The sequence below is a fragment of the Planococcus sp. FY231025 genome (assembly GCF_052078085.1).
Lineage (GTDB): Bacteria > Bacillota > Bacilli > Bacillales_A > Planococcaceae > Planococcus.
In genome coordinates this window covers 162,941-179,016 of the sequence record NZ_JBQJJG010000001.1, presented here as the reverse complement: position 1 = coordinate 179,016, position 16,076 = coordinate 162,941, and the positions used below count along the sequence as shown (strand labels likewise).

Genomic DNA, 16,076 nt, shown 5'->3' with positions numbered 1-16,076 from the left:
ATGGACATCTCCTGCCATCCAGAAAAGAGGGAAACTGATGTCGAGTCTTAAAAAAGCGGCGATCTGGACGACCGGGCTTGCGCTTCTGCTCAAGCTGTCGGGCTTCCTCCGCGAATCGGTGGTCGCCAAGGAGTTCGGGGCATCGGATGCAACGGACGGCTATTTCCTGGCGTTTTCGTTCATCACGCTGGTCGTGGCGATGATCGCCACCGGTTTTAATAACGTGTTCCTTCCTTTATATATCAAACGCCGGGAAAACGGCACGGACACGTCGGACACCAACGCCAATGGGCTGCTCAACTGGACTGTCCTTGTGTTCACCGGCGTCTCGGTGGCCGGCTGGTTCTCAGCACGCTGGCTTGTGCCGCTCGTCTATCCGAAGATGTCGCCGGGCGCTGAAGCCATTGCGGTGGAAATCACCGAAGTGTTCTTCATCTTCATGGTGTTCATCGCCCTTGCCGGCCTGCTGGAATCCTACCTGCAGTCGCGCCGCATCTTCGTACCGACGCTTGTGTCAAAACTGCTCGCGACCTTGATGGCCGCTGTGTTTGCGCTCCTGTTCAGCGATATGTGGGGCATTTATTCCGTCGCGTACGGCTTTGTCTTTGGAACGGTCGTCGGTGCCGCGATCCAGGTGTTCTACCTGATCCGCTCCAACTACTCCTGGACGCCGACGCTGCGGATGGAATCGGATTTCCGCAAGGCGTTCCTGATCCTGATCGTCCCTTCCCTGCTGAATTCGGTCGTGGGCCAGGTCAACCTGTTTGTCAATAAAGCCTTCGCTTCCGGCACAGACCTGAGCGGAGCTGTTACGTACTTGAACAACTCGCAGCTGATCGTCAGCATCCCGAACGCCATCTATGCAGCGACGCTCGCTGCGATCATTTTTACGCTGATGTCGGAACAGACCGAAAACCTCGCGAAGTTCAAAGACACCGTGTTCCGCGGCATGGAGTTGTCATTCGTGACGCTCGTGCCGATCACCGTCGGCCTGCTTGTCGTCGGCGACGCGGCTGTCGAATTTATCTATGAGCGCGGCAGGTTCACAGAGGCGGACACAGCGTATACTTATGCCGCCTTGCTGTTCTACTTGCCGATCATCATCTTTCAGGGCATGCAGCTGATCTTATCGAAGTCGATGTACGCCCGTGGGAAGACAGCGGTCGTGTTCCGAATTTCCGTGACAACAATCGCTGTCAACTTCCTGCTTAACTGGCTGCTCGTCGACGATTACGGCTACACGGCTTTGGCGTTCGCTGCTTCTGTCGTGTCAGTCTATTACTTCACGGTCTCCATGATCGTCGTCTACAGAGACCTCGGCATGGACGAGTTCAAGCGCTTCGCCGCCATGGCGTGGCGCGTATTGATCCCGGCTGCCGGCATGGGGGGCATCGTCTACGGCGCGAAGCTTCTGCTCGGCGCCGGCGACTGGCACGCCATCCTGGAACTGGCTGTCCTCGTGCCGCTCGGTGCGATTGCGTATGCTGTGCTCTTGCGTGTTGTCTATCCGGCCGGCTTCAAGCGCTTCCTCGGATTGGCGAGAAGATCGAAATAAAATAGGTGTAAAGGTTGCTGGGAAGAATCCCGGCAACCTTTTTTCTTTGGGAGAATCGTATTTTAACCTTTGCTGTGCGTATTTCTTGCATCGTTGAGCGTATTTTAACCTTTGTTGAGCGTATTTTAACTTTTGCTGAGCGTATTCTTTTTTTATTCTTCAGAAGGAAAGAAATTTGAGTCAAGGTTGCTGGGAGAGATCCCGGCAACCTATTTTCTTTGGGGAGAATCGTATTTTAACCTTCGTTGTGCGTATTTATGAGATCGTCGAGCGTATTTTAACCTTTGTTGAGCGTATTTTAACTTTTGCTGTGCGTATTCCTGTTCTCTTCTTCAGAAGACAAGAAACTGAGTGAAGGCTGGTCGAAGAGATTTCAAAAACCTTTTTTAATGGAAAGAATCGTATTCTAACCTTCGTCGAGCGTATTCTCATATTTCATTCTCCCAGACCATAAAAAAAGCCCTCAAATTGAGGGCTTTTTGCTTTTAGTTGATCAAATTGACGAGGTCGGAGCGGATCCAGCCGACGCCGCCGTTCGTGTCGTGTTCCGGGTTCAGGTCGGAAATGACCTTGTACCAGTCATAGCCGTCTGAAGCGCGTTTCGTTTCTAAGATGACGACCGGGTTGCCGAACGCGTTGTCCACGCCAAGATATGTGCGGTTGTATGTGTAGAGCTTATCGCCAAGCGGTGCAGTGCGGACGTTGACTCCCGCCACTTTCGTGATGCCGAGCTTGTGTTTGCCGATGTCTTTTTTGCCGAGCGCCAAATCGATGCGGAACATATGCCCCGCCACTTTCGAGCCCCATGTCGGATCGGAAGCGTATTTCACGTTGACGCCTGCGGTTTTATTCCCTGGCACCGCGCCGTTTGGATAAGCGCCGTTCGGGTTAACGTAGCGCCCGTTCATGTAATCGCGGGCGAAGTCGTTGATGCTTTCGACTGCAAATTTGTAAGCAGTTCCGTTTTCAGGAGCCGCGTCGTAGACTTTGATACCGAAAAGGTTGTTCTTTGTCTGTGCATTCCCGCTCATTCCGAATTGGCTTTCATGAATGGCTGCTGACAGCATGTACAAAGCGTTAACATTGTATTTGTTCTGAATTTCGATAAAGTCTTTCCCCGTACCGATCAACTTCGATTTTGTCAAAGCGTCTTTGTAAACGGCAGCTGTATTGTTTATTTCACCAAGGCGCTCCATGATGTAGCGGTCCAGTTCTTCAGCGGTGTAGTTCGTTTTCGTGCGGATCGATTGATACTGGAAGTACGGGTAATGCTTCACTTTCGATGAACCGGCTGAGAAATGCACGCCGTCGTGGCTGTAGTATTTCACGTTGCCCTGCATGCCTGCCGGAGCCGGTCCGATGGAGTAGCTGGCCGCTGACTTCCGTGCGTAATTGTACTGGTGGAACGTCAATGTCCCCCATTGGTTGACGATGTAATAATCGCGGTCGACCATCATGTCGGATGGGACGAAGTCCACTTCGCTGTGCTTCGCATAGCCGATTGTTCCGCCTACCTGCACCTTGACGTACTGGTCGTTGGCATCGATATAGCGGATTTCACGGCCGTACTCGATGTACGTGACCGGTTTGGTGAATGCGGAATCCAGGTAGATGTTGGCGTAGACGCCCTGGTTGTTGATGACGCGGTCTGCGTAAGCGACACCCGATTTGACGCGGATGATTTCATCGCCTTTGTAGAGCGCATCTGCAGAAGCTGTGTTCTTGAACGATTCAGCGGCGGACAGGTAAGCGTCATGGCCGTATTCCTGTTTCACCAATTTGCCGTTTTCCACATAGCCCAGGTAGAATTTATTGTCGACTGGGGCCGGTTCCGGCGTCGGCGGTTCTTCGACCGGCGGCTCTTCCACCGGTGTTGCTTCATAAGCAGTCAGGAAACGGAAAATGAATGCCGCAGCCTGATCGCGCGTAGCGTTGTTTTTCGGTTTGAATGAATAGGTCACGGGTGAGACGTTGTTGTTCGGATATCCGAAGACCACTTCGTAGTTTGCGATATTGAACACAGCGTTCAAGGTCACAGAATTCATATCTGAAGCATCGGTGAATTCCATGCGCTTCGGCTTGAGTTCCATGCCGGTGTATTCGATCATATTCTCAATCGTCATCGCGACCTGATCGCGGGTAATCAAAGCGTCCGGTGCAAAGCGTTCGCTGGATACCCCTTCCATGATGCCGGCTGCGCTGACTTTGCCGACTTCTTTGCCAAGTGCCGAATCAGCAGCTACGTCTTTAAAAGAGTGCTTGCCGTCCGGAAGCGTCAATGCGCGGCTGATGAACGCGGCAAACTGTTCGCGCGTTACGTTCGCGGATGGCTTGTAGGAACCGTCCGGATAGCCCATCAGGACGCCCCGTTCGATCATGGCTTTCATTTCGATTTCCAGGGCGCTGCCTGGTACTATATCATTCGCGTGGCTGATTCCTGGAGTGCTCAAAAGCCCTAAGGCCAAGATGCCCGCTGTTACAATCTTCCCTAATGTTTTCATCTTTTCCTCCTTAGTTGTGCCTCTTTCAGTTTAATCCATTCTGGTACTATTAAAAAGGCTTTTTGGCAAATCTATACTAATAAGGGGACAAACGGCTTAACTTTTATTCTTTCCATCCTCATTTTTGAACGCTTTTAGTGCTTTTGTTTAATCGAGTTTCTTCTATATAAAAGGGCCCCTTTGCCGGTATTCAGCAAAAGGGCCCTCTGTATTATTGCGCTTCTTTCGCGCTGTACAAAGCAGCTGCGAACTGGGCGCGGTCGGCTTTGGATTCGCCGTAGAATTTAGATGTCTGGAAGACCGTTGTTTCATCGATTGCTTTCAAAGCCAGGATCGATTTATAAGCGAAGGTCTGTGTCGTTACGTCCAGGTAGCGCACAGAAGCTGTCTGCACTTGGATTTCCTGCGATTGGGACAATTTGAAGGCGCGCTCCAAGATGATCGCCAATTGCGTTTTTGTAAGAGATGCGTACATGCCGAACGATCCGTTGTTGAATCCTGTCAGGATGCCTGCTTCGTTCATCGCGGCGATGTCTTTCGCGAAGTTGTGGCCCGGTGCCACATCGCGGAAAGCTACCGGATTTTTAGGCGTCAGGTTCAGCACCCGGTTGACCATAGCAGCTGCTTGGCCGCGTGTTACGTTGGTTGTCGGACGGAAGTCCTGTCGTTCGTATCCGTTGATCACACCTTCGACATTGAGCGTTTTGATCGCTGTGTAAGCCGGGTGCGACGTCGGCACGTCTACGAAATTGCCGTCAGTTACCGGCGCCAATGGTTTCGGTGCGACAACCGGTGTTGCTGTTTTTACACTTGAAAGGCGTCTAGCGCCTGCATATTTTGGACCCCAGTACGGGTTGGTGTTGATGTTTGAAATGGCGATCCCTTTGCTTTCCGCAGAGATGACGTTGCCGTTTCCTAGGTAGATGCCTGTGTGTGAGATGCCCGGTTTGTATGTATTTGCATAAAATACCAAGTCACCTTTTTGAAGATCTGAGCGTGATACGGGTGTTCCTACTCCAAACTGTTCAGCTGAAGTTCTTGGCAATGAAATGCCGAAGTGGTTGAAGACATATAGGATATAGCCTGAGCAATCAAATCCTGTCGGTGTCGTGCCTCCAAATTTATAAGGTACTCCTTTGAATTTCTGCGCGTAGTCTGCAATTTGTTCTGGTGTTGCTCCACTGGCTTCGGCTTCTTGAGTCATCATTGGGCTGGCTGATATGAGCAATACAGCAATAATCAACAACATAATACGGTTTTTCAATTCGTCACCTCATAAGTAGTTTGGAGATTCTAGATGCTGATCAAACACCGAATCGTTTATCTTATTTCTTAACTCTGTTACTGATTCTAACAGACCATTGGCAAATTTTTGTTACAGTAACATTACAAATGTGTAACTTTTCCTTTTTATAGGTTTAATATCCAAAATTAAGGGAAACATTAATCTCCTCATTAAAATCTTAAGACTCATAAAACCTTTATATTACAGGCTTTCCCAATACTTTTAGACTGTTTACGCTCTGTTTATCAGTTGCCAAAAGAATAAAGGACAAAAATTAAAAAAACTTTTTCAAATAAATAGTTTAATGAATTTTTTTCCATTAATTCAATAAAAACAATATTTCTTGTCCTTAATTTCGCTTTTTCTTTAAATTTAGTACCTACTCTCGGCATCTCCAAACCGCTCCGAAATCATCATTTTTTCCCGGTTAGGAAACTTCGTCCCTCCTCCTGTCTTTCCATTCGTTCTGGAAAAAGCACAAAAAAGCCTGCAGCTGAAAAATAGCTGCAGGCTTTAAGTAGATTTTATTTGAATAGTACCGGGCTTTCCGCCCGCGCCAGGAATACGGCGAAGGAATAGCGGTTCATGAATTGGTTCGGCCCGAATGACGTGCTGTTGATGCCGGTCGTGATGCCTTGCTGGGTGATGGCGTGGATCGAGTCGTAAGCTGCCATCGCTTTGGTGACATCCGAGAAAGGCATTGGTTTTGACGCATCGTATGAAAATTCATACGTGTTATGGAGCAGCATCGCCATTTCAGCGCGGGTTACCGACTGATAGGGCTTGAAGCTGCCGTTCGAGAAGCCGGAAACGATCCCGAGTTCATAAGCGCTTTGGATATAGCCGGAAGCGCTGTTGGCCGGACCGACATCCGGGAATTGCGTACTCTGTTTCGTGCCGTCCCATCCTTGGGCACGGCCGAGCAGGATCATCGCTTCTCCACGCGTGATTTCTTTATAAGGTTTAAAGCTGCCGTCCGAATACCCGCTCATCATATTATTGCTGAACAGATAGCTGATGTGCGGTCCGAACCAGTTGGCCGGCGTCACATCCGGGAAAGCCGGGAGGGCGACTCGGACCGTCAACGGTTCGGTGACTTTCACGCCTTTTGCGTTCGTATACGTAGCGGTAAACGCGTGGGTGCCTTTGGTCCGATAGGCCACCCATTTGCCGTCTTCCACTTGCGGCACGAGCTTGTCGCCGGAAGAGACCGACCAGCCCGAAGCAAGGGCCTTGTTTTTCATAACCATCTGAATGCGGCCTTTGGAAACGGTCGTCTCAACGAATGGAACGCCGGTAACCGCTTTGGTGTACTGGACAAGGCCGTAGCCGAATGTCTGGTCGCGTCCGGCTGTCCCTAAGTCTCTGACAGTCGATTGGAGGATTTCGCGTAATTTAACGTTTGTAAGCGCCGGGTGCTGCTCTTTGTATAAAGCAAGGACACCCGCGATATGCGGAGCCGCCATCGACGTGCCGGTCAGCGACACAAATCCGTCGTTCTTGGCGTCCCAGATGTCGAGCTCTTTCGGATAGGAACTGTAAATCCCTGTTCCCGGCGCAACGATTTCCATGGCCGGACCGACCGATGAGTTGGCTTCTCTCGTCAAATTATTGTTCACAGCACCAACCGCGATGACGGACGGGAATTTGCCGGGATACGTGATCGTGTCTTCTCCGGCTGCGCCGCCTTCATTGCCGGCAGCTGATACGATGAGCATCCCCTGCTTATAGGCCTCCTGCAGCATCAGCTCGAGCGGCCGGTCATAAACCGAGATGGAAATGCTCAAGTTGAGGATGTCGATATCGTTCTGGATGGCCCATTTGACGCCTTCCGTCACTTGAGCAGTCGTGCCGATCCCTTCACGGTCCATCGCTTTGATCGCGTAAAGTTCGACGTTCGGCGCCATCCCGATGATGCCGGAATTGTTCTTTCTGCCGGAAATGATCCCGGCAACATGGGTGCCATGCCCGAAATTGTCATCATAGGAAATGCCCGGGGCACATTCCTCCGCGGTACAGATGCCGCCTTTCACGACCAAATCCGGGTGTTCCGTGTCTACGCCGGTATCAAGGACAGCGACGCGCACCCCTTTTCCGGTATAAGGCGTGGATTCTGCAGGCGTGCTTTTCGTAATGGTGAAGGAAGTCGGGGCGACATCGGCCGCGACTTCGTATTCCCGGTTCGGGTAGATTTCAGCGGACGAGAACTGTTTCTCCAATTCCGCTTTTTCCGAATCGCTCAGTTCCATTTCCAGCAGCGGAACTTCCTCGTAATCCGTCAAGGCCGGACCGAATTGTTCTTGGATCCCTTTGAGCTGTTCTTCTGAAGCATGGATCAGGTATGTATTTTCACCTGCGGCTAGCATTGGTGAAGGCAATATCAGTAAAGCGGCTACAAACAAGCTGCTGGCGAAACTTTTCATCACAAGACCCCCTCTTGCCAATCTCTTTTATCTATTAGACTACTTTCAAGCAGTTAATAATAGTTAATAATTACCCATATTTAGCAGGGATTATTACATTTTTGTAAAAAAAATAACCTGTCGGCGAAAATACCGACAGGTTTGTAATATTAATGTAACTTTCTGCTAGGCGCGCCGCCTAAAGTTGTGTAATAAGGAAGAACATCTGTGCGTCCTTCGTAATGGTAGAAATAATCAAGCGTCGCCATTACAAGGTATTTTGCCATTTTCTGGCGCTGCGCTTCATCTCTGATGTACTTGATGTCATTAGCGTTGTCGATAAAGCCCATTTCAATCAATGCTGCCGGTACTGTGTTATCACGCAATACCGCAAAGTTTCCGTAGCCGAACGGATTGACGCCACGGTCAGCCAAATCCCATGCCGACTGCATGCGCGCTTGCAGGTAGATTGCCAGGGCGCGCGATTGCGCAACTTTTGGGTTGGTAGCTGCTGTTTTTGCGTAATAGAATGTTTCTTGTCCGTTGGCTGCTGTGTTAAAAGCATTGGTGTGCAGGCTGACGAAGATATCGCCGCCATAGCGTGAAGCATATTTCGCACGGTCATATAATTCGATCTTCACATCTGTTGTACGCGTCATTTTTACGTTTACCGGGATTTTATCATAATAAGCTTTCATGTGTTTCCCGACATTCAAGACGACGTTCTTTTCAAGGAAGCCGAAAGCGCCGCTGCCTCCGTCAGTGCCGCCGTGGCCCGGATCGATGACGACTGTCAGATTGCTTTTATTTACTGGAATCACTGAACTTGGCTTGGTTGAAGCCAGGTAGTTTGTTGCCACATAACCGGTATAGCCGTTCGCACGGACATGAGACCAGCCGTTTGCAGAACTTGCAACTGCGACTGTTGAAGCATGAGACAATTTCGTCAAAACTGTTGCTGATCCGCTTGGCGCAGAACGCATATTCAATACGTCAGATGGCGTATTTACGTACATTGTTGTGTTGAATGCAACATCGCCTGTTGAAACGCGGAAGTCTGCGTTCAGGCTTCTTGCCAGGAATACTGCAAAGTCAGCGCGGATGATTGTTGCTCCCGCTCCGAATGTCCCGTCCGGGAAACCTTGTGCGATGCCTTTGTTCATCAGGATGGTAGCTGCTGATGAAACGCTCGTGCCGCCGAACTTGAACGCCCGGTTGATAAGAATCGCCATTTCGCCGCGTGTAAGAACTTTGTACGGACGGAATGTATTATCAGGGTAACCGGAGATGATGCCTCTTTCGACCATTTCCGTAATATAGCCGGAAGCGAAGTTGCCGGATGAAACGTCATTGAATTTCGTCGCACGCTGTGTGCCGTCCAATTTAAGTGAACGTCCCAGCATCGCGGCTGCTTGTGCACGCGTTACTTGTTGCGACGGGACGAAATGCGTTGACGAAACGCCATTAACATAACCTAAGCCCACCAAATAATTTATTTCCGCATAAGCGCGGTGATTAGTTCCGATGTCTTCAAAATTTCCACTTGCATCCACTTGGCTCTGAGGGGCTAGTAACGAAGCAACTAATGCAAAACATAGCATCATTATCCATTTTTTCAATTCAGATTTCCTCCTAAGGTTTTTTCTCTTCCCATACCTTAACCCATTATTTTCAATATTTCTATGTATCTTTTGTATTAATTCGAAATTTTTACCCATATCTTTATAATTTAAACTAGGTAAAAATAGCTAAAGCCCTGTCTACGGAGTAGACAGGGCTTTAACTTTTAATATTTTTTTTACAATGGTCCGACCACGTCCGGTCAGATTGTTTTTTATTTAGTTTGCAGCGTTTACGTCAACTAGACGGCCTTCTGTGTCATTGTTGACTTCTCCGATGCTTTCCAACTGGTCGCGCAAGTTTTCCCAATCCGATAGGCCTAGGTCCGTTACACGGCCTTCAGCGTAAGCTTTTTCGAACATTGTGTAGCCGTCTCCGCCTTTAGCAGTGAACGCGTTTGTAGCGATTGTGTACGTTGCTGTATTCGAGATCGGCGTGAATGTGCCGTTCGCGTTTTCAAGCGAGATGTTAACAACGCGTGATCCAGCCGCTTTAGAAGAATCATATTCCACTTTCGCGCCGGCTACGTGAAGGAATCCGCCGTTTTCGCGCGGAAGCTGTCCAACACTCAATTCAAATGCCGCTTTCAATTCCGCACCTGTTACATCCATAGTCGCCAATGTGTTGCCGAATGGAAGAACTGTGATAACCTCGCCGACTGTGATCGGTCCAGCATCGATTCCGGCACGGATGCCGCCGCCGTTCTGGATCGCCATTACGACGTTTTCATCATATTCTTTCGCTTTAGCAAGCATACCGTCTGTGATGATGTTGCCAAGAGCCGTTTCATTTTTGCGCACGCTTGGAGCTGTTTCATCGTCGCCCATACGCGGAGTTGTCAATGCTTCCACTGCAGTTGCATCGATCGGTGTTTTAGAAATTTCTTCAACTTTCGCTTTGTAAGGAGCCAAAACTTCAACCGCTTTCGCGTCTGCCACCTGGTCTTTGATTTCGATCAATTCACCAGCCGCTGCAAAGACGATGCCGTCGCCGTTGAAAAGAACATCCAAAGTGCCCAAGTTTTCGCCGTACTGCCCAGCTTGGACGATGACTGTCGGTGTGTCGTCGCCATCATAGACGACCGGTTCAGCCAATTCAGTATGGCTGTGTCCGCCGACGATGATATCAATGCCTTCGACTTCTTCAGCCAGCACTTGATCGTTGTCGATTGCCGGGTTATCGTCAAAACCGATATGCGTCAAAGCGATGACTTTGTCGACGCCCATTGCTTCGAACTCATCGACCATCGTTTGTGCTTCTTCCAAATAATCTTCATCGAATGAAACCAGGCTCGGGCTTGAGATGTCTTCTGTTTCTTTCGTCGTCAAACCAAAGATCCCGACTTTCTCGCCGTTCACTTCTTTTACGATGCCCGTGTAGATGTTGCTGTCTTCAGGCGTCGTGCCGATTTTTGTCTGGAACAAGCCAGTGAACAACGGATCCGTCGAGAAGTCGACGTTTGCAGAAACAAACGGGAATTCAGCAGCTGCGACAAATTCCTGCAGCGCTTTATGGCCTTCAGTTGAAGCACCAAGATCAAATTCATGGTTTCCAAATGTCATCGCGTCGAAGTCCATCAAGTTCATAACTGCAAGATCTGCTTCGCCTTGGAATTCATTGAAGTAAAGTGTTCCTGAGAAAGTATCGCCAGCATGCAGAAGGAGCGAATCCGGGTTTTCAGCACGGTATTCTTTTACTGCTGTCACTTGTTTCGCAGCGCTGTCAAGGCGTGCATGCGTGTCGTTCAAGTGCATGACTGAAAGCGAGTAGACGCCGTCCATCATCTTAAGCGCTGTACGGTGAAGGAACAAAGCCGCTTCGCCGCGAGTTACCGCGTCGTTTGCGCCGAATTTTGTCGAAGTTTTCCCGAAAGTGATGCCATTGTCGACAAGTGCATCCACATATTTAGCAAAACGCTCGTTAACGTCTGTAAATTTCGTTTCTTTGATTGTATCGTCGATTTCGAAGTTTCCTGCTTCCGCAAGGATCTTCGCTGTTTCATTGCGCGTCAGGATATCGTTCGCTCCGAAGCGAGTTGCGGTTTTCCCATCGATAAAGCCGTCTTGCTTCAATGCGTCAACTGCCCATTTCGCGCTTTTCGGCACATCCGTGAAACCTGAATCTTCGTACGTGTCCGCCGGGTCATATCCTAAAGCTTTGGCGATCATCACTGCCGCATCTTGGCGTTTGACAGTATGCTCTGTGCCATAAGACGTTTCCGTTTCACCTGCTACAATTCCTAAATCAAATAAAAACTGTACCGCTTCCTTGTAGCGATCTGATACATCGGTGAATTTCATCTCTGCTGCTGAAGCAGGTGAAACTGCTGTTACTACTGCGGCTACTGTAACAGCAGACGCAACGAACTTTTTGTTCTTTAAGATATTGACCATGTGTTTTTTTCCTCCTCAGGAATAGGTTTTCTACTGCTTTTCCATTTTACCAAATATCTGATGGAGAGACTACACAATTTACTAAATATTTACATGATTCGCTACAGGATTAGGGAGAAACTTTCGCGAAAGGACTCATTTTCAGTTGCCCGGACCGGTTTCTTCTGCCTAGAGGAAGTTTGATTTTGTAGGGCGAAAGGTAAAATCAAAGCGTGATAGTGGAAAAACAGGCATGCTGATTTTCCATAAAGAAAAACCCATTCGCGTTTCCGCAAATGGGTTGGGTTCAATCTCTGCTATGCTCTCCCCAGCAAGTGGTGTTTTTCAGGCCAGGAATGTTTTTCGCGAAGAATTCCGGATTTTTTCCGGCTTTCCGCTGAGCCGTGTAATCGGCCAGCACTTTGAAAGCTGTCTTGCCGAGTATAGCGATGACGACCAGGTTCAGGACGGCCATGAGGCCCATGAACAGATCGGCCATGTTCCAGACCAACTCCACTTTCGCCAGCGCGCCGAACATCACCATACCAAGGACGCCGATGCGGTAAGCTGTCAGCCACCCGCTGTGGGCATTGATGAATTCGATGTTCGTCTCGCCGTAGTAATAGTTCCCGATGATCGAACTGAAAGCGAAGAACAGAATCGCCGCTGCCAGGAAGTACGGAGCCCAAGCTCCGACGTGGACATCAAGCGAAGCCTGCGTGAGCAGGATGCCTTCCTGTTCGCCAGTTTTATAGACGCCAGCCAGGATGATGATGAACGCGGTCGCCGAACAGATGATGATCGTATCGAAAAATACGCCAAGACTTTGGACAAGTCCCTGCTTCGCCGGATGCGAAACGTTCGCCGATGCGGCGGCATTAGGCACCGATCCCATCCCCGCTTCGTTCGAGAACAGGCCGCGGCGCACGCCTTGCATGATGGCTGCGCCGATTGCGCCGCCTGCCGCCTCTTCCAATCCGAATGCGCTCTTAACAATCAGCGAGAACACGGCCGGAATTTCCGAGATGTTGATGATGACGACCCAAAGCGCGACCAGGATATAGAGGACCGCCATGAACGGCACCAGCACTTGGGTTACGTGCGCGATGCGTTTGACGCCGCCGAAGATGACAAGCGCCGTCAGCACGACAAGCGAAAGGCCGATCGTCCATTCAGGAATGCTGAACACATCGCCGAATGATTGGGCGATCGTATTCGACTGCACCGAGTTGAAGATGAATCCGAACACCAATGTCAATAAAATCGCAAAGACGATGCCTAGTTTCCGGTTGCCGAGCGCTTTTTGCATATAGTATGCCGGCCCGCCGCGGAACTGGTCGCCGTCTTTCTCCTTATAGACTTGTGCGAGCGTGCTTTCGATGAATGCGGTCGACATGCCGATCAATGCGACCATCCACATCCAGAACACAGCGCCCGGACCGCCGATGGCGATTGCCAGCGCGACGCCCGTAATGTTCCCTGTTCCGACGCGTGATGCCGTCGAGATCGTGAACGCCTGAAATGCGGAAACGCCCGCTTCCCCGTCCTTCTTTTCCGAAATGACGCGGAACATTTCGCCGAACAGGCGGATTTGGACGAATTTCGTCCGGATCGTGAAATAGATGCCAAGCCCGAGCAGCAAAGCGATCAGTATGTATGTCCATAACAAGTTATTGCCTTCGTCGACGATCCACGTCAACCCGTCTAAAATAGTATCCATATGAAATCTCCTTAAATTTATAATCTCCCTGAAACCACTCTTTTCCTTACCCTTTTACGGGTTTTGAAAAACGCAGCGGCGAGGGAGATTTTATTTTCGTTAAACAATTGCCTTTTCAGCTCTTTGATACCTGTACAGCCTCTTGAGGCGCTTTGGTTTTGTTTGCCAAACGCTCCAGCGCTTGTCGGGTGTTACGGGGCGCTTGTGCTTTTCTTTTTGTCCAGACTCCAGCGCCCAGCCCCTCGAGTCGCTTCGGTTTTGTCTGCCATGGCAAAAAGTGCCATGGCTACCAAACCCTCCAGCGCTTGTCGGGGCTTAACGGGCGCTTTCGCTTTTCTTTACTTCAGCTTTTTTTCAGCGTCTCCGCCAGCACGCGGGCACCGATATCGAGTGCGTCGCGGTTGAATGCCATATCGGGATGATGGAGGCCCGGCGCGAGGTCCGCGCCGATTCCAAGCATCGCCGCTTTCAGTTCCGGCTTTTTGATCGTGTAGAAATGGAAATCGTCCGCGCCTGTCGTATCGACCGGCGGCGCCGTGTTTTCATCTCCGATGGCCGACCGGATTGCCGCATCCGCAATTTCCATCGCCTCATCCGACACTTCGGCAGCGGGCGTGTAATCCGTCCATTCCCAGTCGATAGAGATATCGTAAAGCGCGGCGATGGAGGCGAGCCCTTCATCGATGCGGCTTCTTAATTTGCCCATAATTTCATTCGATTGCGAACGCACATCGAGCGCAAACGATGCGCTTCCGGGGATGATGTTCAGCGAATCGCCGCCGGCCTGGATGTTCGTCAATTTGGCGGAATACGATTCAAACGGCGAGAAATAGATCGACTTGATGAATTGATGGATGGCCGCAATCACATCGATGGCGTTCTTTCCCTGGTGCGGCCGTGCCCCGTGCGCGTCCACGCCGGTGATCTTGCCTTTCAGGAAAATCCCCGAGCCGTGATAGATGGCCGGCGCCACTTTGCCGAACGGCAATTCCTCGATTGGCCGGAGATGGACGCCGTACAAATGCGAGACGCCTTCGAGTGCGCCGCGTTCGATCATCGCAAGCGACCCGTTCCCCTGCTCCTCGGCCGGCTGGAAAATGAAACGTATACGTTTCGTCAAGGTTTCATTTTTCAAGTATAGGAGTGCACCAAGCACCATTGAGATATTGGCATCGTGCCCGCAGGAATGGTTGGCCTGCACTTGGCCGCCGACCTCCTGCCAAAGCGCATCGATGTCTGCGCGGACCGCCACGACGCGGTCGCCTTCCCCAATTTCCGCAAGCAGTCCCGTTACGTCATCGAACGTGCGGTAAGGGATATTGAGGCCTTCCATGATTTCTGCGAGCTTTTTCGTCGTCTCGACTTCTTTCCAGCTCACTTCCGGATGTGCATGGAAATGGCTGAAATAAGCTTCAATCTGCGGTTTAATTTCCATGATGCTGTTCCCCTTCAACGACGCATGCCATTGTCGTCAGCTTCTGGAGCTGCACTTCGTCGACGTTGATGCCGAGACCTGGTTTGTCCGCCAGGTGGACATACGGCAATTGGAAATCCAAGTCGCCGATTTCTTCTGCGAACAGGAGCGGTCCGGTCAGTTCCGCCGTTTCGATGTTGCGGCGGGACATGACGGCGTGGTAGCCGGCCGCCGAACCGACGGACGATTCCACCATCGAACCGATCTGGGCGATGATGCCGGCCGCTTCAGCCGCTTTCGCCATGGCGATCGCCGGGAAGATGCCGCCGCACTTCATCAGTTTGATGTTGATGTAATCGGCCGCTTCCAAGCGGATGATTTCCAGGACGTCTTCCATCGACTGGACTGATTCGTCGGCCATGATCGGCGTCGACGTTTTCTGCCGCACGTCGGCAAGTCCGCGGATGTTGCCCATGCGGATCGGCTGTTCGACCCAGGTGAGGTTCGCGCCTTGGAGCTGGTTGATCACCTGCACCGCATGCCCGACCGTTTTCCAGCCCTGGTTGACGTCGATGCGGATCGGCATGTCCGGGCCGACCGCTTCGCGGACGGCGTAAATGCGCTTGATATCGGTTGCGGAATCCGTGCCGCCCACTTTCAGCTTGAGGCTGCTGAAGCCTCCTTCCATCGCTTTTTTCGCTTTTTCCGCCATGATTTCCGGCGCTTCGATGCTCAGCACTTTCGGGTATTGCAAATTGTCATGCGCCCGTCCGCCGATCAGGTTATAGACCGGCTGGTTGACCGCTTTCCCCATCAGGTCGTAGCACGCGATGTCAATCGCCGCTTTCGCCGCCGGGTTGCGCGCAATCGCCCCGTTCATCCGGTGGTGGATGTTCTCGATATCGAACGGGCTCTGGCCGATGACTTGCGGCGCCAGGACGTTTTTCAGGATTTCATAGGTCCCGTCGACCTGCTCGCCTGTCACGTGCTCATCCGGCACCGCTTCCCCGTAGCCGGTAAGCCCTGTGTCGGTCACCAGTTTCACAATCACCGCCGCCATATGCGGATACGTCGCATACGAAATGATGAACGGCTCTTTCAGCGGAAACTCTACTGCATGGATCTCAGCTTTTACAATCTTCATCAGCAATCCCCTCCATTTATGTACAAAGTAAATTGTACATGATTTTCGTGTGCGGGGTTAGGG

The 16,076-nt window shown here is 50.8% G+C and carries 9 protein-coding genes; 1 reads left to right on the top strand and 8 read right to left on the bottom strand.

Annotated features, from left to right (window positions below; translation table 11 throughout):
* The first annotated feature begins 37 nt into the window (after positions 1–37).
* On the top strand, positions 38–1,555 hold the full coding sequence (gene murJ / locus ACTL32_RS00815; protein ID WP_441339691.1) for a murein biosynthesis integral membrane protein MurJ: 1,518 nt from the start codon (positions 38–40) through the stop codon (positions 1,553–1,555).
* A gap of 485 nt (positions 1,556–2,040) precedes the next feature.
* Here murJ and ACTL32_RS00810 read toward each other — a convergent pair whose 3' ends face one another.
* From ACTL32_RS00810 to ACTL32_RS00775, 8 genes are all read right to left on the bottom strand, one after another.
* Positions 2,041–4,056: an S-layer homology domain-containing protein gene (locus ACTL32_RS00810; RefSeq protein WP_441339690.1), complete on the bottom strand. Its 2,016-nt coding sequence runs from the start codon at positions 4,054–4,056 to the stop codon at positions 2,041–2,043.
* 211 nt (positions 4,057–4,267) lie between these two features.
* Entirely contained in the window at positions 4,268–5,320 is a 1,053-nt protein-coding gene (locus ACTL32_RS00805; protein ID WP_441339689.1) for a C40 family peptidase, read from the bottom strand.
* Positions 5,321–5,865: 545 nt separating this feature from the next.
* Positions 5,866–7,764, bottom strand: coding sequence for a S8 family peptidase (locus tag ACTL32_RS00800; RefSeq protein ID WP_441339688.1), 1,899 nt, complete (start codon positions 7,762–7,764; stop codon positions 5,866–5,868).
* Between the two features lie 149 nt (positions 7,765–7,913).
* Positions 7,914–9,362 (bottom strand): N-acetylmuramoyl-L-alanine amidase, encoded by a 1,449-nt coding sequence (locus tag ACTL32_RS00795; RefSeq protein ID WP_441339687.1) that lies wholly within the window; start codon positions 9,360–9,362, stop codon positions 7,914–7,916.
* 219 nt (positions 9,363–9,581) lie between these two features.
* A complete protein-coding gene (locus tag ACTL32_RS00790; RefSeq protein ID WP_441339686.1) occupies positions 9,582–11,756 on the bottom strand; it encodes a 5'-nucleotidase C-terminal domain-containing protein in 2,175 nt (724 codons plus the stop codon).
* A gap of 286 nt (positions 11,757–12,042) precedes the next feature.
* Positions 12,043–13,455 (bottom strand): alanine/glycine:cation symporter family protein, encoded by a 1,413-nt coding sequence (locus ACTL32_RS00785; protein WP_441339685.1) that lies wholly within the window; start codon positions 13,453–13,455, stop codon positions 12,043–12,045.
* 343 nt (positions 13,456–13,798) lie between these two features.
* Positions 13,799–14,890, bottom strand: a complete 1,092-nt coding sequence (locus ACTL32_RS00780; RefSeq protein ID WP_441339684.1) for an amidohydrolase — start codon at positions 14,888–14,890, stop codon at positions 13,799–13,801.
* On the bottom strand, positions 14,880–16,013 hold the full coding sequence (locus ACTL32_RS00775) for a mandelate racemase/muconate lactonizing enzyme family protein (protein ID WP_441339683.1): 1,134 nt from the start codon (positions 16,011–16,013) through the stop codon (positions 14,880–14,882). Before ACTL32_RS00775 ends, ACTL32_RS00780 begins: the two co-directional genes overlap by 11 nt.
* Positions 16,014–16,076: the final 63 nt, after the last annotated feature.